The sequence below is a fragment of the Flindersiella endophytica genome, from assembly GCF_054779015.1.
Genome location: NZ_BAAGYY010000023.1, coordinates 561,488 through 580,161 on the forward strand (window position 1 = coordinate 561,488; position 18,674 = coordinate 580,161).

At 68.6% G+C, this 18,674-nt stretch carries 12 protein-coding genes; 5 read left to right on the forward strand and 7 right to left on the reverse strand.

Annotated elements, in window-relative coordinates; translation table 11 throughout:
- Window positions 1-3: 3 nt before the first annotated feature.
- Window positions 4-3,972: a glycosylhydrolase-like jelly roll fold domain-containing protein gene (locus ACYVF6_RS26960; protein ID WP_460525345.1), complete on the reverse strand. Its 3,969-nt coding sequence runs from the start codon at window positions 3,970-3,972 to the stop codon at window positions 4-6.
- Window positions 3,973-4,158: 186 nt separating this feature from the next.
- On the opposite strand from ACYVF6_RS26960, the gene ACYVF6_RS26965 reads away from it, so the two are divergent.
- The 3 genes from ACYVF6_RS26965 to ACYVF6_RS26975 are packed head-to-tail and all read left to right on the forward strand — an operon-like array spanning window position 4,159 to window position 6,511.
- Window positions 4,159-4,986, forward strand: a complete 828-nt coding sequence (locus tag ACYVF6_RS26965) for an IclR family transcriptional regulator (RefSeq protein ID WP_460525346.1) — start codon at window positions 4,159-4,161, stop codon at window positions 4,984-4,986.
- On the forward strand, window positions 4,983-5,756 hold the full coding sequence (locus tag ACYVF6_RS26970) for an MBL fold metallo-hydrolase (RefSeq protein WP_460525348.1): 774 nt from the start codon (window positions 4,983-4,985) through the stop codon (window positions 5,754-5,756). Before ACYVF6_RS26965 ends, ACYVF6_RS26970 begins: the two co-directional genes overlap by 4 nt.
- Window positions 5,753-6,511: an SDR family NAD(P)-dependent oxidoreductase gene (locus ACYVF6_RS26975; RefSeq protein WP_460525349.1), complete on the forward strand. Its 759-nt coding sequence runs from the start codon at window positions 5,753-5,755 to the stop codon at window positions 6,509-6,511. The genes ACYVF6_RS26970 and ACYVF6_RS26975 overlap by 4 nt, the downstream gene beginning before the upstream one ends.
- A gap of 10 nt (window positions 6,512-6,521) precedes the next feature.
- Here the strand turns inward: ACYVF6_RS26975 and ACYVF6_RS26980 are convergent, their stop codons facing one another.
- From ACYVF6_RS26980 to ACYVF6_RS26995, 4 genes are all read right to left on the reverse strand, one after another.
- Window positions 6,522-8,024: an ABC transporter substrate-binding protein gene (locus ACYVF6_RS26980; protein ID WP_460525350.1), complete on the reverse strand. Its 1,503-nt coding sequence runs from the start codon at window positions 8,022-8,024 to the stop codon at window positions 6,522-6,524.
- Window positions 8,021-10,108, reverse strand: a complete 2,088-nt coding sequence (locus ACYVF6_RS26985; RefSeq protein ID WP_460525351.1) for a hypothetical protein — start codon at window positions 10,106-10,108, stop codon at window positions 8,021-8,023. Before ACYVF6_RS26985 ends, ACYVF6_RS26980 begins: the two co-directional genes overlap by 4 nt.
- A 67-nt stretch (window positions 10,109-10,175) precedes the next feature.
- Window positions 10,176-10,610: an ABA4-like family protein gene (locus tag ACYVF6_RS26990; protein ID WP_460525352.1), complete on the reverse strand. Its 435-nt coding sequence runs from the start codon at window positions 10,608-10,610 to the stop codon at window positions 10,176-10,178.
- Window positions 10,611-10,621: 11 nt separating this feature from the next.
- Window positions 10,622-11,587: a hypothetical protein gene (locus ACYVF6_RS26995; RefSeq protein ID WP_460525353.1), complete on the reverse strand. Its 966-nt coding sequence runs from the start codon at window positions 11,585-11,587 to the stop codon at window positions 10,622-10,624.
- Between the two features lie 98 nt (window positions 11,588-11,685).
- Here ACYVF6_RS26995 and ACYVF6_RS27000 point away from each other — a divergent pair, with 98 nt between their 5' ends.
- Both ACYVF6_RS27000 and ACYVF6_RS27005 read left to right on the forward strand, forming a co-directional pair.
- On the forward strand, window positions 11,686-12,333 hold the full coding sequence (locus ACYVF6_RS27000) for a MerR family transcriptional regulator (RefSeq protein ID WP_460525354.1): 648 nt from the start codon (window positions 11,686-11,688) through the stop codon (window positions 12,331-12,333).
- 19 nt (window positions 12,334-12,352) lie between these two features.
- Window positions 12,353-13,300, forward strand: coding sequence for a GNAT family N-acetyltransferase (locus ACYVF6_RS27005; RefSeq protein WP_460525355.1), 948 nt, complete (start codon window positions 12,353-12,355; stop codon window positions 13,298-13,300).
- Window positions 13,301-13,963: 663 nt separating this feature from the next.
- Here ACYVF6_RS27005 and ACYVF6_RS27010 read toward each other — a convergent pair.
- Window positions 13,964-16,525 carry a polynucleotide kinase-phosphatase gene (locus ACYVF6_RS27010; RefSeq protein ID WP_460525356.1) on the reverse strand — a complete coding sequence of 854 codons (2,562 nt, stop codon included), beginning with the start codon at window positions 16,523-16,525 and terminating at the stop codon, window positions 13,964-13,966.
- Window positions 16,522-17,973 carry a 3' terminal RNA ribose 2'-O-methyltransferase Hen1 gene (locus ACYVF6_RS27015; protein ID WP_460525357.1) on the reverse strand — a complete coding sequence of 484 codons (1,452 nt, stop codon included), beginning with the start codon at window positions 17,971-17,973 and terminating at the stop codon, window positions 16,522-16,524. The genes ACYVF6_RS27010 and ACYVF6_RS27015 overlap by 4 nt, the downstream gene beginning before the upstream one ends.
- Window positions 17,974-18,674 lie beyond the last annotated feature (701 nt).

Consider the following 18,674-nt stretch of genomic DNA (forward strand, 5'->3'; position numbering starts at 1 on the left):
CTCCTAGGTGTCCTGGGCGAGTAGGCGAACCGGTCCCAGCATGCCCGAGAGCTGCTGTCCGGCGAAGACGTATCGCGTCGGCGAGGCGTCGTTGAGGTAGGGCCCGAGTGTGTTGAAGACCGTCACCTCGATGGTGTTCGCCCCCGGCTGGGCCGCGGAGGTGATGTCGAAGCGGTACGGCGACCAGATCCGCACGCCGATCGGCCGGCCGTTGACGCTCACCTCGGCCGTGCCGCGTACCGTGCCGAGGTCCAGGGCCACCTGGCCGACGGACCCTGCCGAATCTGGGAGCAGGACCTCCTTGCGGTAGGTCACGCCGCCGGAGTACGACGCGAGCCCGGCCTGGTCCCACGGCCCGGGCGACAGCCGGCCCTCGCCGCACTCGAACGTCGCCGGGCCGTCCCACAGCGCACCCTCCGTACGCCCGTCGGACGGCTGCACGCGTACGGTCAGCACGCGGCCCTCGCCGTGAGGGTCGGCCAGCTCGACCGTGCGTTCACCTTCTGGCACCGCGATCTCGGCGTCACCGAGCCAGGCCTGGAACGAGTCGACCGCGACCGGCAACGTCGCCGACACCGCACCCGGCGGCACCGCGACCTGGAACCACTCGGCTGCCTTCTCGGCGCCCGGCCGGGCTTCCGGCACCAGCTCGACGACACCGCCCTCCACCGCCTCGGGATCGATCCACCGGCTGGCCGGCAGCGCGTGCGGCCGCGCGACCAGTTGCGACCAGCGCGCGTCGTACTGCTGCGACCGCCTCACGACGGTAGGGATTGGAACGCCGTTGCGCTCGAACGTCCATGACGCGTCGGTCACCACCGAGGTCGACGTGCCGTCGGCGTTGGTGAACCGCGCGTCGACGAACGCCGCCAGCGCACGGCCGACATCGGTGAGCCGCACCTCGATCGTGTTCGTGCCCTGCCGCAGAACTCCGGTGATGTCGTACGGCAGCACGCGGTTCTGGCTGCCGTACGGCTCGAACGCGCCCTGCGTGCCGATCTCCTCGCCGTTGACCAGCAGCGTGGCCGGGCCGTCGGTGCCGAGCTGCAGAACGCCCTGCTGTGGAAGCGCTTCGAGCTCGAAGCTGCTGCCGATGCTCAGCGCCGACCCGACCGACGATTTGTCGCCCGGCTCCAGCCAGACCGGCCGGGCGAACGCCTCCGGGTCGGTCGTCAGCGCCCAGTAACCACGCAGGATGCCGTTCTTCTCCGCGGTCACCTCGAGCTCGAGCTGGTTCGGCCCGGACGGGTCCGGGGTGACGTCGTAGAGCCGGAGGTAGCCGCCCGGATCGGCCGGGAGGTCGCTGCCGTTCCAGCGGCCGGTCAGCCCGCCGTTGGTGGCGATCGCCAGCGTCACAGGACTTTCGCCGTCGTACGGAAGTGCCGTGCGCAGTGAGACGGTCTGCCCCTTCTTGACCGACTGCACGTGCCAGAACTCGTCCGGAACGCGACCCTTCGGCCCGAGCCAGCTCGCCTGGAACGGGTCGTCCTGGATGCCGCGCGAGAGGGAGTAGCGCAACGGCTGCCAGTCGGCGTCGCCGGGCTCGCGGATCCAGCCGAACGTGCCGTAGCCCGCCACCACCTCCGACCAGTCGTCCGTGCCGTCGATCCGGTGTCGCATCCGCCACTGCTGAACGGGAAGCGGCCCTTCGTGTGCGGGCAGCGCGAGGTCGCCGTAGCGGTTGTCCGTGGTCGGCACGATCCCGCTCGACCAGCCGGCGTCCAGCGGAATCTCCTTCCAGGTAACGGCCTTGCGACGCTCCACGCCCGCGGGCGCCGCCTCCGCCGAGCCGTCGCCGCCGGCCTCGCCGTCCGTCCAGACCAGCACGGCTGCGGGCACCGAGTCGAAGTCGACCTCGACCTCGGTGCCGCCGTCGACCGGACGGGTGACGGCCGGTTTCGTCAAGCCGGTCAGGGGATCCCACTGCTCGACGTCGGCCGCCACACCGGTCAGCCGGATCGTCGTCTTCGGGCGGTAGCGAGCTGGATCGAAGTCGTAACCGTTCTGGTAGACGTCGTAGTGCCAGTGCCCGGTGTCGGAGATGATGGGGTTCTTGGTCGCCGTCCCGAGCGGCGACGCCGGCACCAGCGCGACCTGCCGGTCGCCGACCCTGCGGTGGAGCAGCGGCCCCTCGAGCTGGGCCGGCCGGCCGAGCCGTTCCAGCGCTGCCGGCACCGCCTCCGGATCGGTCACGTGCACCGCCGATCCGCTGTCCAGCAGGGCCTTCAGGCGCTGGATCGCCTGCACGCCGGCTTCGTCGGTCGGGTCGGTGACCTGCTCCGGCAGGTCGCCGACGACCACCAGCAGCCCGCCGGCCTCGCCGAACTCCGCGAGCTTCCGCGCGGTCTCCGGCTCCAGGTAGCTTGCCGACGGCAGCACGACCGCGCGATAGGTCTCGCCCGCGGTCCGCAGCGCCGAGCCGGCCACGGTGGCACCGGCCGTCGTGTCGTCGTCGAGGATGTCGAAGTCGAGGTCGGCCCGGTTGAACACGCCCGGCTTGGCGTTGTACCAGACCATCCGCCCGACCAGCGCGTTGTAGGCGTCGTTGGCCCGTTTGGCCGCGGGCAAGTGTCCCTTGACGAACGTGCACGCCTGGATCGTGGCCGACGGGAAGAGGATGCCGACGTCGCACACGTGGTCGCCCCTGGTGAGCAGCCAGGAGAGGCGGCTCACGGTGTCGGCGAAGTGCTTGTAGTGCCGCCAGTACGGCTGCCGCCAGCAGGTGCTCGGCGGCGCCCACTCCCACCAGCCGCCGTGCGTGGAGTAGTAGACGGCGTGCGGGTCGTACAGCGTGGCGCCGGCCAGCAGCCACGGCACGAGCCAGTCGAACGTCTCCTCCAGCGTGCCACCCCAGCCGCTGCTGTGGAACGACTCGATCCAGGTCCGCGGCCGGCCGTAGTGGTGGGCCAGCGAGCTGTGGATCTTCGCCTCGCCGTGGTGGTCGCTGCCGGGTGCGCTGAACCAGCGGTGCGTACGCATGTAGTCGGCGTACTGCCAGGTGCCGGCCAGCGGTTCGCCTGTCCTGGAAGGGCTCTGCTGGTCGACACCGAACGTCAGGCCGTGCTTCTCGTGCCACTCGTACAGCGGCTGGAAGAACGCCTCCTCGGCCAGCGATCCGCGCACCCGCTGGAAGTCGGCGCGTACCCGAACCGACTCCGGACCCCAGTCCTCCCACAGCGCGGCGATCGCCGGCTCGATGCGGTAGCCGCGGCGCTGTTCGAACTCCTCCGGGAACGCCGGGCTCCACATCGGCAGCGACGGCAGCTCGTCCTGGAACGAGCCGACGATGACGTCGCCGAAGTAGCTCGCGAGGTGCCGCTCGAAGGCGACGTGAACGATGTCGAACAGCTGTGCGCAGGCGTCCCGCGACATGTAGTCGAAGCCCTGCCGGAGGCTGTAGGCCAGCATGATGCGGTGCCTGCCGCTCTCGGCGCCACCCGTCCACTCGGCCTTGCCGTCGTTGACCGGAATCGGCACCGGCGGGCCGGTCACGGCGCCGGACTCGTCGATCGGCAGCGCGCAGGCGCCGATCGGTGTGCCCGCGACCGGACAGGTCAGCTCGGCCGGGCCGTCGACGTCGGCCGTCACGCGTTCCAGCGAGGCACCGGCGAACTCCGGCTCGGCCAGCACGATCCGGCCCTGCAGGCTGGCGCCGGAGAACCCGATCTGGTCGTAGAACCACAGCCGGAACCCGCGCGTGCGAGCGTGCGCGCACAGGCCCTCCCACAGCTGCCACCAGGCGTCGCTGAACAGCGGCGGGTCGTCGGCGAGCGCGCCGTAGAGCGGGCCGGTCGGGGCGAGGTTGAGCACCACGGCGTTGTAGACGCCCTGCTCCGCAAGGCGATCCAGCTGCCAGCACAGCCGCTCCAGCTCGACCTTGCCGCCGCTCCACCACCAGATGGGCACGGGTGAGAACTCTGGGTTGGGTTGGGCGAAGCCGGCGAAGAGCTCGCCGTGCGCGGACTGGCTCACGCGTCCTCCCTCTGGCACGGGCGGTGATGTAGCGACCCGAAGGGCCGATATCAGGGTGGTTGGGCGGTTGGGCGGGGGCTGTGGGACGGCGTGACCATCTCTTGCCTTTGGTCTGCCCAATGCTCGCAAACTCGTGACAATCGCGGTCTTATCGGCGTACGGTACCGGGTACTTCAGTGTGGTGAAGTGGCGTTCACATATGAGAACTGGAGCTCGACCGTGACCATGCCCGTGAAATCCGCCGACCGCGCGCTGGCGATCCTCGAACTTATGACGAAGTGCGAGAAGCCGTTGACATTTTCCGAAATCGCGCAGGCGTTGCACTACCCCCGTTCCAGCTTGCATGGCCTGTTGCAGACACTGGTCGAGCGCGGCTGGGCGGATTTCGACGAAACCGGCCACACGTTCACCGTGGGCATCCGGGCGCTGGAGGCGGGCAACGTCTACACCCGGTGCCTCGGACTGGTCGATCGGGCGCTGCCGCTGATGGAGGGCGTACGCGACACCGTTGACGAGACCGTTCAGCTCGCGGTGCTCGACGGGCTGTCCAACGTCTACATCGCGAAGGTCGACGGACGGCAGACGCTGACGCTCGCGTCCGAGGTGGGCCGTCGGCTGCCGGCGTACGCCACCGGTGTCGGCAAGGTGCTGCTGGCCGGACTTGGCCAACCAGAGTTGGAGATTCGGCTGGGCGCCGCCAAGCTCTCGGCCGTCACCTCGAACACGATCACGGACAAGCAGCGGCTGCTGTCCCACCTGGCCGAGGTGCGGCGCAGAGGATTCGGCGTGGACAACGAGGAATACACCATCGGCATCCGCTGTATCGCGGTGCCGGTCTTCGACTACGGCCGCCGGACGATCGCGGCCATGAGCGTTTCGGTGCCGGCGATCCGGTTCACGCCCACGCACCGCCAGCAGGCACACGGGTTGCTCGCCGAGGCGGCGGCGCGGCTGTCGGCCGCGCTGGGTTACCGGCCCGCCAACCAGCAGATCCAAACCGCGGAGGTCAGATGAGCATGTACAACGTCCAGATTCTTCCGGTCGGGCGAGGCGACGTCCCTGGTCCCGAGCTGTTCTGGATGGGCGGCTGGGACGAGTGGCACACCCTGCTGTTCCAGTCCGTGCTCATCCGTGGCGACGGCGTGGCCGCGCTGGTCAACACCGGCCCGGCCGCCGACCTCGGGCCGATGAACGCGCACTGGTCGACCGTGCTCGGCGAGCGAGCGGCGATGCGGCGCGAGCCCGGCGAGTTCATCGTCGACCAGCTGGCCGCGCACGGGCTCACGCCCGAGGAGATCACGCACGTCATCCTGACGCCGCTGCAGCTCTACACCGTGAGCAACGTGGCGCTCTTCTCCAACGCTCGGATTTGTCTGTCCAAACGCGGCTGGGTGCACTTCCACACCACGCACACGCATCCGCACGACAACCGCGCGACGTCGCTGCCCGACGACATTCTCGTGCACCTGGTGACCGACGCGTGGCCGCGCGTACGCCTGCTGGAGGACGAGGACGAGCTGGCACCCGGCCTGCGTACCTGGCAGAGCGGCGTGCACCACCGGGCGTCGGTCGTGGTGGAGGTCGACACCGAGCGCGGGATCGCGGCGATCTCCGACAGCTTCTTCGTACTCGACAACGTGGAGAAGAACATCCCGATCGGCATCAACGAGAACATGTACGAAGCGATCGACACGTACCGGCGCGTGCGTGAGACGGCCGACCTGATCGTGCCGCTGTACGACGAGGGCAACCTCACACGCTTCAAGGACGGGAGAGTGGCATGAACGAGCGCACCGTTCTGGTCACGGGGTCGGCGCGCGGCATCGGGCGCGCGACGGCCGCGCGGTTCGGAGCCGAGGGCGCGCGGGTCGTCGTCAACTATCCGCCTGGGGAGCTTTCGTTCGCGGAGGAGACGGCTGCCCTGGTGCGCTCGGGCGGCGGCACGGCCCTGCTCGTCGAAGCCGACGTCGGAGACCCGGCGGCTGTCGCGCGGATGGCCGAGGTCGTACACGCCGAGTGGGGCGCTCTGGATGTGCTGGTCAACAACGCGGGAATCTGCCCGTTCGCGGACTTCTTCGACATCGACCTCGAACTGTGGGATCGAGTCCAGCACGTCAACCTGCGTGGGGTTTTCCTGGTGACACAGGCCTTCACGCGGCGGATGGTCTCGGCCGGCCGCGGCGGGCGGGTGATCTCGGTGTCGTCGATCTCCGCCTGGGTGGGTGGATCGCAGCAGGTCCACTACTGCACGACCAAGGCCGGCATCTCGTCGTTGATGAAGAGCCTCGCGATCGTGCTCGGCCCGCACGGGATCACCTGCAACGCCGTCCTCCCCGGCGCGATCGCGACCGACATCAACCGCGACGACTGGACCAACCAGGAGAAGCTCGACTATCTGAGCAAGCGGATACCAGTCGGGCGAATAGGTGAGCCGAAGGACGTCGGCGAGGTGATCTGGTTGCTGTCCCAACCCGGAAGCGCCTACATGAACGGCTCCGAAGTCCTGGTCGACGGCGGCCTGTTCGTCAACCTGCAATAGGTGTGCGGAGTCAGTCGCAGGCCGAGCGCCCGCCAGTCTGGACGCCCGTCTTCGGCCGGCCCGTCCGTGAGCTCAAACTGATGAAGCCGATCCCGGGCTTCTGCACATCACTGCTCCAAGGAAGGAACTCCAGGATCGGAATCGCCTTGTTCTCCGGATCACCGTCCGGACAAATCGAGATCCAGCCGCTGGCCCCGCCTACGCTCGCGTTGCCGTGCAGGCTGCCGAGATACCCGAACACCGTGTCCGCCCGCACCTCGCGGGTGTCGTCCCTCGCGGCGATCCGTACAGCCGCAGCCGCTGTCATCACGGCGTCGTGGCCCATGATGGCCTGGCCGTCGCTGAGCGGAACCTCGGCGAACTGCGTCTCGTAGAACCCACCCGGCTGGAACCGCCGCACGGTGTCCGGCGAGAACGCTGCGGGATGTCCGTCCCACGCCGACGGATGCGCCTGGCCGGTGAACTGGACGGTGAGGTCGGCGCCGAGCTTCTTGCGGAACTCCTCGTCACCACTGAGCACGTTCGCGTCGTCCCCGGTCAGCACGGTGAGGTGCTTCCCCTGGCAGGTACGCGCCGCCAGCGCGTTCGCGAAGTACTTCAGGTGCGTGCCACGGCCCGCGAAGTAGACGATCTGGGGTTGCTGGTTGCAGATGTTGCCGGCCATCAACGTGAACAGGTTCTCGTACCCGTCCCGGGACGAGTCGTACCGCTCCGGCTGCCCGACCAGCTCGATGCCCGAACCGCGCAACGCGAGCTGGAACTGCTCCGCAAGCGTGTTGGAATAGGGATCGTCAGTGGTGTCCCGGACGAGCATCACCTTCTTCCACGCCGGATGGAGTTCGGCGTGGGCCACCATCGCCCGAGCCTCGTCGCGGTTGGTCGGGGCGACCCGCACCAGCCCTTCCATCCCGGAGAGGTTCTCGCCGGACAGCGTCGACCCGAAGACCGCTATGTCGTCCCGGGTCAGTGCCTGGATCGCCTTGACCGTGCCGGGCAGGGTCTTCGACACACCGGCGACGGCGACCAGGTTGTCCGAGGCTCGCATCTCCTTCAGCTGCTGGACAACCGGCTCCCACTGCGCGCCGTCATCACCGGGATTGGCCAGCAGCAGCCGGATCGGTGGCCGGCCGGTACGGTTCCCCTCGTGCTGGGCGACATAGGCACCGACCAGCTCACGGCGGTTGGTCTCGGTCGTGGCGGCGGCGTCGCGACCACCGATCGTCATCGGCAACAGATAGGCCACGCTGACGTACGGCTTGGACCGGTCGATGCTCTTGTTCTCCATATAGATCTTGTCCGAGACCCCCTTCAGCTCCGTGGCGAACGCGAACCGGCCATCACTGACGCCCACGCACTCGTCCCTGGGTCCGTGCCTCCACACGCCTTCGGAACAACGGTTGCCCCGGTTCACGCCCCAGGCCAGCGCGCCGGAACCCGCGGTCACGAGCACCACGACGAACACGTACAGAAGGACGCGCTTGATCCGTCCGGTCGGACGAGTAGATGTGATCACAGCAAGCTCCAGGCGCTTCCGGGCAGGTCCCAGGGGAGTGGGTTCTCGTGGTAGATCCGTTCCAGCTCGTGCAGCAGATCCTTGGCGTCCTGGCCGTCGGCGAACCTGACGAGCTCCTGGTATCGGTTCCCGACGCATACGTGCAGCTCCTCGGCGCTCGCTCCGAATCGGGCCGGCCCACCGAACCGATCAGCGAGCTGCCACAGCGCGGTGACCAGCCCATGGATCGCGTCGGCTCGTTCAGGGTCGGGCGGCAGGTCGGCCGGCTGCTGGGCGGGCTGGTCGCCCGGCCGCTTGGGCGCCGAGGTGACCAGGGCCACTTCGACCAGCCAGCTCACGAGGTCGGTCTGGCAGAATCGGCTGTCGAGGTACTCGACGGCTGCCGCCACCTCGCCGAGCGCAAGCCGATGGTGGGCCCGTTGCGGCTGTTCTCCGCGACGATCGTGGTACGTCACGAGCCGTTCGTGCTCGTCGTCGTAGCCGCCCTCCCGTACGACCGCCTGCTGCAGAAGGCGGCGCAGGAAGGGGTGCATGAGCGGCGGCCGCCTGTCCGACCCGCCGAATCGTTCGAGCAGACATGCCTCGGCACGGGCTCGCAGCGCCGGCACGGGCAGCACGAGCGCCGACCGCAGCGCGTAGGTCGCGTCGACATCCCACAGTTGTCCGGTCATGGCCCGCCTCAGGTCCTCGACCTGTGGCTCCTCGAGGTCCAGCACGTCGGCGGCGGGTGGCGTCGAAATGTCGAGTGCGGCAGCCCTGCGCAGCGCGTGGCGAAGGTCGGCGCCGGCGTCTGCCAGCCATCGTTCGAGGAGCCGTTCGGCCGCCGATGACCGCTGTTCCCCCTCGGCCGGCGCCGGCCGGGTCAGCAGCACTTCGCGTACGGTCTTGCGAGTGTCCGCGGCGATGATCGTCTGGAGTACGTCGACTGCCGAACCGGAATGCCCCGTGGTCAGCCAGTGCGTGATCTCGGCCAGCTGTCGTGGATCGTCGAAGTCCTCTCGTTCGGCCAGCTGCCGCACGTCGTCAGGGCTGATGTCGCCGAGCCGGACGGGATACGACCAGGAGCGCTCGCCGCGATGGGTCACGTCACGCTCGCTGTCCCAGTCCTCGTAACCGAGTTGCGCCAACGTGCGGGGCGTCCCACCGGGCCGGGCCGGATCGACCGCGGACGACGGCAACGTGCGGCTACTGGCCACCAGCACCAGCGGAGCCGGCGGCTTGTCGTCGCGGTGCCTGCTGTGAGTCGCGCGTACGTAGGCGTCGCAGAACCGCCGGCCACCTTTGGAGTCGGCATCGTCCAGCACCGCGAGATATTTCAGCGGACGGTCGAACGACGTCAGCACACCGTTGAACGAACGGTGGAGGTCTTCGAGGAACGCGTCGAACAGCAGATCGTCGACGGCCCGGACGTCGGCCATGGTGTTCAGCTTCAGCTGCTGGTTGATGTGGATCGCCACGTCGATCCAGTCACCTGCGCGCGCCCAGCGCCGGACCGTGCCGAGCCACTTCCCCCACCCGGTCAGCAATCGTCGTTCGCCGGCCCAGCCGAGCCCGGAGATCAACACGTGGGCGGCGCCTTCGAACCAATCCGGCAGCCCCGCGACCCGCTGGATGATTCTCGCCGCCTGCGCGACGTTCGGCCTGCTGGTGAAGAGCCGGTTGAACCACCTGAGCCTGCGATGGACGTGCGCTCGCATCTGCTGTCTCCTGGCCGCCGGCGCCGCCGCCAGCGCGATCGGGGCGCCCGCGACGATCAGGCACAGCGTCAGCAACGGAAACCGTACGTTGAACGTCTGCTTGCTCCGGCGGCTCAACTCGTAGGAGACCTCGACAAGAACCTTGCGAGCTTCGTTCATCGACGGGGCGCCGAGTCCGATTCCGCTGAACGGAACGACGCCGTTGTACAGCTCCTCCAGATATTGAGCGATATGCGTCTTCCCGCTGGCCCGCGGACCGAACAGCAGGACAACCGGGAGATCACGACTACGGCTTCCTTTGGTGCAGCGAAGCAGTTCGGCGACGAGATCGAAAATCCGCTCGTAGCCCACCGGAGAGTCGAGACCGACCCTTTTCTTGCTGTTCATCTCCCCCACCCAACAGCCGGCCGGATTGCCTCGTTAGATAGCAGAGTGACTATAGCCCTACACGAAGTTACTCGCCAGAATTCTTCGAGGTTTTGGCGAACATGCGAATGAGGAGATAGGCGACCAGGCCGAATGGCGACAACAAGATCGTCAGAACGAGCACGGGTGCCATCAACAGGCCGTGCAGGCCTTTCTCCCTGCTGTCGAAGTACATCCAACGGCCGACGAAGAGGTCGAACGCGATCAGGTGAGCCCAGATTGCGGCTGAGCCGTCGACGCTGCCGAGGATGTCGTGCACGCCGTCCAGTGAGGGACGCAGCATCGCGAGGGCGAACTGGCCCAGAATCGGCGCGATCTGGACGAAGTAGATCGCCAGCGGTGGCAGCACGATCAACGGCGATCCGATGATGCGCCGCGTCCACGACCACCGAGGGGCGAGAATCATCAGGGCCCAGAACGGCGCTGCCACGTAGAACGTCAGGTCGAACAACAGCTGTGTCATCGGGATCCCTTTCAGCTCGCGGTGGCGACGGCGGCGTTCGTCCGGCCACGCAGCAGCGTCACGGCCACGCCGGCTCCCGTTGCCAGCAAGAGGATTCCGGCCGCCAGCAGCGTTGCCGCGTCCGGGTGGATCAGCGACTGGCCGCGAGCTGCCTGCCAGGCCGTGAGCAGGACCAGGCCGAGGTAGGCGAGCGCGACCGTACGTACCAGGTTGACCCGGACCGCGTCCGAGCGCAGCTTGGCGAACCGTCCGGACAGCGTGACCAGCGCCAGCAGGAACAGCGGAATCGCCTGCAGGGCGTGGATTCCGATGAAGTGGGAGACGCGGAGGTCGCCGCCGACCGTGCTCCAGCCGACGACCGGCAGGCCCGGTCCACCGTCGGCCACACCGACGCTGTGGGCGCCGACGATGCCGCTCTCGTCGTCCGGCAACGGCACCACCCCGATGCTCGGCGTGGTCATCAGGAACGCGACCGCCATGCCGATCAGCGCGATCCCGAGCCCCCCGCGCAGAGCCGAGGCCATCGGCCGGTCGCTGATCCGTTCGCGCAGCAGCACCACGGCCAGGATCAGGTTGGACACCCAGGCGACCACGATCATGACCGCCATCGACGTCCAGATCCCACCGTCCAGCGCCGTGGCGTAGTTGAAGTGGCTCGTCGTACCGCGGACGACCTGCGTCGTGATCGCGGCCAGCTCGCCGAGCAGCATGACGGAGAAGATCGTGCCGACCCACCAGGCCAGGCGCCGGCTGCGCTGGACGTACGAGATCAGCCAGGCGAGCGTGGCGGCGTAGATCGCGATCGACACGCCGAACTTGAACGGCTTGAGCCAGATCGGCGCACCGGTGAGCACGCGGTCGTCGAACAGCAACCCCCCGATCGTGAGGAGCGTGACTGTCAGTGAGGCGGTCGTGCCGACCAGCAACGGTCTGTGACCAAAGACCGCGCGGACTACAGCGTTGTTGCGGAGTGTCATCTTCGCTTCCTCCCAATTACAGATAGCGTGCTATCCACTTGACGGATAGTACGCTATCTACTAGTCGAGGTTCTGGCAAGGGAAGAGGAGGCGAACGAGTGCGGATCGCGGAGCTGAGCCGGCTGACAGGCGTACCGGTGCCGAGGATCAAGTACTACATCCGCGAAGGCCTGGTGGATCACGGCGAACGCACGCAGTTCAACCAGGCCACCTACGACGAGAGCCACGTGAAGCGGGTCAAGCTGCTGCGGGCGCTGGTCAGCATCGGTGGGCTCTCGATCGCGCACACGCGGGAGGTGCTCGAGACGCTCGACGAGCCGAACCCGTCGATCGACTACGTACTCGGCCACGCCATGCCTCGTACCGACCTGGAGAAGCCGCCGCGTACCGACGAGAACGGACAGAAGGCAGCGGCGGCGCTCGCGGCGCTGATGGAGCGGCGGGGCTGGCGGCAGCCGGAGCGCGAGTCGGCGGGGGCGCGGTCGTTCGTCGAGGCGGCCGCGTCGTTGTACGACCTGGGACTGGAGCACCTGCTGGACGAGCTCGACGCCTACGCGTCCGCGGCCGAGTCGGTGGCGGCCGCGGATCTGGCGATGGTCGCCCGGATGCGGGAGCCGGCGGCCATCCTGGAGAGCGCGGTCGTCGGCACGGTGCTGTGCGAGATCCTGCTCACCGGGCTGCGGCGGATGGCGCACTCGAACGCGTCGCTGCGGCAGTTCCCCGATCCGGCCGCGGAGCCGGGCTGATCGCTTGCAGAATGTCGGGGTGACGTTGGGGATCGAGCTGCGGCCGGCGGCTGCCTCCGAGGCAGCGGCGTGGCTGGGGCTGTGGGAAGAGCGGCAGCGCTCGGCGTTGACGGCGCGAGGGTTGGGCCCGGCCGACGTGTCCGAACGTCTGGCACAGATGCGCCGGATGCGGGAGGAGGCCGTCGACTTCTCGGTGTCGGTGGTGGTTTCCGGTGGCGCGCCCGGGCCGGTGGGCTTCGCCGCCGGCGGGCTGTTCGGGCCTTCGTCCGGGCGGTATGGCGTGGTGGTCGACCTGTGGATCTCTTCGGCGCTGCGGCGGCGGGGGTACGGGCGGGCGGCGCTGTCGTCGATGCTTTCGTGGCTGCGTTCGGCGGGGGCCGATCGGGCGCTGGTGACTTTGGACCCGGCGGATGCCGCGCAGGCGGCCTTGTTCCGGGGTGGCGAGGTGAACAGCCAGCGGATGGAGCTGCGGCTTGGGTCGTTCGAGGGGCTCGCCGCGTTGCCGGACGGTCTGTCGTGGCGCCCGATGACCGAGGCGGAGTATCCGGGCTGGCTGGCCTCGGAGATCGCGGGCTTCGCGCAGGAGAACGTCGAGAGCGGAACACTGCCGGAGCCGGCGGCGCAGGCGCGGGCCGAGGAGGTCTACGCCTCCCTGCTGCCCGACGGCCTGGCGACCCCGGACAACAGCCTCACCGTCCTCGAAGCCGCCGGCGAGCCCGTCGCCCAGCTGTGGCTTCGGCACCACCACCGGCACGACCGGTCGTTCGTCTACTCCGTCGTCGTCGACGAAGGCCAGCGCGGCAAAGGCTACGGCCGGACCATCATGCGCCTGGGCGAACGCTTGTCCCTGTCCGCAGGCGACCACGTTCTGGGGCTGAACGTCTTCGGCCACAACACGGCCGCGGTCGGCCTCTACACAAGCCTGGGCTACAAGGCCACCGACCAGTCCCGCACCATCCTGCTGTGACGGCTTGTTGCCCGGCGCGCTCGCGAAACCGGTTTCTCGAGCCAGGAACCGGTTTCTGAACGAGCCCAGGTCGGTCGAGCCGCGCGGCCGGGCGGGCGACGGCAAGCTGCGGCAAGCAACAGACCCGGATGCCCGCCCTGCTTCGAGAAACCGGTTCCTCGCCCTCCAGAAACCGGTTTCTGTGGTGGCCATCCCGCGCGACAAGAACTGTGCTCCCCTAGCCGACGGCGCCAGCGCCGAGCCGCACCGACCAGCTGCCGCGAACGGCAAGCCTTGCCACCAGCACCCGCGCAGCCACGCGCCCAGCAGCCCGTCGCCAGCCCCGATCCGCCAGTCGGTGCGCGGGCCAAGGCGCTCATCTCCCGGCCAGAAACCGGTTCCTCGCACTCAGGAACCGGTTTCTACAGCCACCACTCGCGACACGAACTGCTCCCCTTGCTGACGGCGGCAGGGCCGAGCCGCACCGACCGGCTGCCGCGAACGGCAGGCCTTGGCACCAGCCACCGCGCAGCCATCCGCTCAACAACCCGCCGCCACCCCCGATCCGCCAGCCGGCGCGCAGCCACACGCTCAGCACACTCCCCGTCAGAAACCGGTTCCTCGTCCCAGAAACCGGTTTCTCGCAAGGGAGGCCACGTGGGCCGCCTGGCCATCGGGCTTCGGCTACAGGCGCGGGTCCACTGGTTCCGATTCCAGGGCGAGTACGGCGAACACGCATTCGTGGATCCGCCAGAGCGGTTCGCGCTTGGCCACGCGGTCCAGCGCTTCCAGGCCGAGCGCGTACTCCCGCAGCGCCAGCGAGCGCTTCCGGCCGAGACCGCGGTCCCGGAGGCGCTCGAGGTTCGCGGGCTCGGTGTAGTCCGGGCCGTAGATGATGCGGAGGTACTCCCGGCCGCGGCATTTCACGCCCGGCTGCACGAGCCCCTTCGCGCCTCGCGACAGGTTGGCGTACGGCTTGACCACCATGCCCTCGCCACCAGCGGCGGTGAGGTCTTCCCACCAGCGGACCGCCTCCGCCACGGACGACTTGTCGTGAACGTCGACGACGCGGTGGCGGGTCGTCGTCACCAGGTCGGGATCGGCGGCGGCGAGCCGCTGGATCTGGCCGAGATGCCAGCCGTGGTCGCGCGTCGCGTAGGTCGTGCCCTCGGTGGCGAGGATCTGGAACGGCGCCAGCCGGACGCCTTCCAAACCGGCCGTCGGCCAGCAGTAGTGGCGGTAGGCGTCGGTGAAGTTGTCGATGTTCTCCGCCCGCGACACCGTCCGCGCCAGCAGGTCCGACACCTCCACGCCGGACTCCGAAGCCTGGCGCAGCGAAGCCACGGCCGCCGGCAACGCCGCCCGTCCCGCCGCGCCCACCGCGGCGTACTGATGCTTCAACAGGTCGACCGCCTTCACCGACCACGGCATCAGCTCCGCGTCGAGCAGCAGCCAGTCGGTGCCGAGCTCGTCCCACAGACCCGCGGTGCCGATCGCGGATCGCAAGCGGGCAAGGAGTTCTTCGGTACGTTCGTCGTTGAAGAACGAACGGCCCGTACGCGTGTAGACCACGCCGGTACGCCCGTCCTGCCCGCCAAACCTCGCACGAGCCACGCCGGCGTCCCTGCACACCAGCACGACAGCGCGCGAGCCCATGTGCTTCTCTTCGCAGATCACCTGGCCGATGCCATCGCTCGCGTACGCGTTGAACGCCTCGGCCGGGTGCTCCAGCAGGTCCGCCTGCCGCGACGTCGCGCACGGCGCCATCGTCGGCGGCAGGTAGAGCAGCCAGCGCGGGTCCAGCGCGAACCGGCTCATCAGCTCCAGCGCACCCGCGGCATTGTCCTCGCGTACGGAGACCCGCCCGTGCTGCGATGTCTCGATCACCCGGCGCCCGCTGACGTCGGTGATGTCGAGGATGCCCGGTTCCCGCCCCGCCGTCGCGTCCTCGAGCACCGAATCCTCAACCAGGAAAGGCTTCACCGGCTCGTACCACACCTGCTCGGCCGGTACCGAGACCAACTCGCGTTCCGGATAACGGAGAGCCGTGAGCCGCCCACCGAACACGCATCCGGTGTCGAGGCACATGGTGTTGTTGATCCATTCGGGCTCGAGCGTCGGCGTGTGGCCGTACAGCACCATCGCCTTGCCGCGGTACTCGTTCGCCCACGGATAACGCACCGGCAGGCCGTACTCGTCGGTCTCGCCGGTCGTGTCGCCGTACAACGCGAACGAACGCACCCGCCCCGACGACCGGTTGTGGTAAGCCTCCTTCAGCCCGGCGTGCGCGACCACGAGTCGCCCGTCGTCGAGGATCAGGTGCGAGACCAGGCCGTCGCAGAACTCCAGCACAGTCTGGCGAAACTCCGGTGTCTCCCGGTCGAGCTGCTCGAGCGTCTCCGCGAGCCCGTGTGTGACTTGGACGTTGCTGCCCTTCAGCGCGCGGATCAGCTTGTTTTCATGGTTTCCTGGTACGAGCAGCGCGTCGCCGTCGCCGGCCATGCCCATCGCGAGCCGGAGCACGCCAGGGCTGTCCGGGCCCCGGTCGACCAGGTCGCCGAGGAAGACGGCCTTACGTCCTTCGGGATGCCGGGCACCAACCGGCTGGCCGAGCTCGTCCCGCGTCAGCGCATAGCCGAGCTCGGTCAGCAACGACTCCAGCTCGCTGCGGCAGCCGTGCACGTCGCCGATCACGTCGAACGGGCCGGTTTCAGTGCGCCGGTCGGTGAACAACGGCTCGCGTACGATCGTGGCCTCGTCGACCTCCTCGACCGAACGCAGCGTGTGGACGCGCCGGAACCCTTCTTTCGCAAGGCGTTTCGCCGACCGGCGCAGCATTGCGTGCTGCCGGAGTACGACCTGCTTGCCGAAGTCGCGGTCGGGCCGCGACTCGTTGCGGTCGATGCAGACCTGCACGGGTACGTCGAGCACGATGGTCACCGGCAGAACGTCGTGGCTGCGGGCGAGGTCGACGAGCTTCTTGCGGTCGTTCGGCGAAACGCTCGTCGCGTCGACGACGGTGAGGCGGCCGGCGGTCAGCCGTTTGGCGGCGATGTAGTTGAGCACGTCGAACGCGTCACTCGTTGCCGCCTGGTTGTTGTCGTCGTCGGAGACCATGCCGCGGCAGGCGTCGCTGGACAGGATTTCGGTTGCCAGGAAGTGTTTCCGGGCGAACGTCGACTTGCCGGAACCGCTGACGCCGACGAGCACCACGAGGCAGAGGTCGGGGATGTTGAGCGTGGTCATGCCGCCCTCCCTGCTGTCTCGTCGGTACGGGTGAAGACCGCCATCTGCGTGGGCGGGCCGTGCTCGGGGTCCTCGTCGCCGATCGGAACGAACCGTACGGAATAGCCGTAGCGGTCGGCGGTCCTGGTGGCCCACTCGCCGAACTGCGCGCGGCTCCACTCGAACCGGTGGTCGTGGTGGCGGTGCTCGCCGGCTGCCAGGGCGCCGTAGTTGACGTTGTACTCCTCGTTCGGCGTCGTCACGATGACCGTCGTCGGCCTGGCCGTGCCGAAGACGTTGTGCTCCAGCGCGGGCAGGCGTTCGGGATCGAGGTGCTCGATGACCTCCATGAGTACGGCGGCGTCGTAGCCGGTCAGCCGTTCGTCGCGATATGTCAACGACGACTGGAACAGCGTGACGCGCTCGCGCTGCCGGTCGCTCAGCTGGCGCAACTTCAGCCGCCGGGCGGCGATCTCGAGCGCGCGGGCCGAGACGTCGACGGCGGTGATCCGGGTGAACGTCTGGTCGCTCTGCAGCTGGCGCAGGAGAGCGCCTTCGCCGCAGCCGAGGTCGAGTACGCTGCCGGCCATGGCGTTGCGCAACTCCAGCTTGACGGCCGCGTGCCGGCGTTCGACCAACGGCACCTGCGTGATCGTCGCGGAGTCGACGGCGTTGTCGACCTGCTCCGGCTCGGTGTCGTCGATCTCGGCGAGCCGGCCGATCGCGGTCTGCACGAGACGGCGCTTGTTGGAGAGGTAGCGGCGCAGGATCAGCTCGCGTTCGGGATGGTCGGCGAGCCACTCACCGCCGGCGCGGATCAGCTTGTCGACCTCCTCCGGGCCGACCCAGTAGTGCTTGGCCTTGTCGAGGACGGGGAGGAGGACGTAAAGCTGCTTGAGCGCGTCGGCGAGGCGATGCGTGCCTGTCAGCTCGACGGTTGCGTACGGCGCGTGCCCCCAGTCGGCGAACTCCGGATCCGCGAGAATCGGGATCGCGGTGACCTGCCAGCCGAGCGGCTCGAACAGGCGGCCGACGAGCTCGGCGCCGCCGCCGGAGCACGGAAGCGCGGGAATCCCGACCTCGAGCGGGAGCTGGCGGGCCGCCAGCTCGGGGCGGGCGTTGCAGGTGCCACTCATGGCGGTACGGAACACCTTCGCCATCGCGACCGCGAACATCGAGGACGCCGAGTAGGGTCGGTCGTTGACGTACTGGTCGAGGCCGAAGCCGCTGTCCGCGTTCTCGCCGTAACCCTTGCGGCGCCTCACCAAACCCACCGGATCCACCTCGAACAACAGCGCGGCGGTGCATCGTTGCGCGGTGGCCTGCGGGTAGTAGACGAAGGCGGTGCCGCCGGTCGCCTCGAACCCCTGCAGCTTGCCGGGGTGCTTGTGCAGCAGGTACCCGAGATCGGTGGCTGGGGTCTGATCATCTGGTGCGGTCAGGGTCAAGGTGAGAAGCACGTCCAGCATTCTGCCCTGGAACCAGTTGACCCAGCGAACGACTTCCGCGCCGTCCAGCTGACGGCTTTGCGGAGCGGAGGCGTGGCCGTGCGCCAGATGGGAGCACCCAGAATCCGGCTCCCCGCACCCAGTAACCGGTTTCTCGCCCATTACCGCCGAAACCTGGCCCGTGGGAGCTGGAGAAACCGGTTTCTGCAGAGCAGCCCCCGCAGTGAGTGAGCCGGCGCAGGCACCACAGCCGCACGCCCATGGCGCCATGCCGTCGGCCGCCGCCGCTGCCTCCTCGCCTCAGCAGCACGCGCAGGGCCGCATGCGCCGATCGAGAAACCGGTTTCTGCGGAAGGCGCCCTCCCAGCGGTGACGCGAATGCGCAGATGCCAGGTGAGAAACCGGTTCCCGAGGAGCGTATAGACGCCGCGCGAAGCAGCCGCTGGCGACACGAAGGGCAGGCGCACCAACGGAGAAACCAGTTCCCGAATCGCCCACGGAAAACCGGTTTCGCGCGGGCCAGAGCCTCCCGGCGGCGGCCCGAAGACGCAGGCGCTGATGGAGAAACCGGTTCCTGGCCCACCCGAAGAAACCGGTTTCTGTACGGATCAGGACTCTCCGGCGGCGGCTAGAAGGCGCGAATGTCGATCGGGAACCGGTTGCTGGGGGGCGCACGCGCCCGCTTCCGCGCCGAGCAGGCTCCCAGCGGAGCGCGGGGGAGA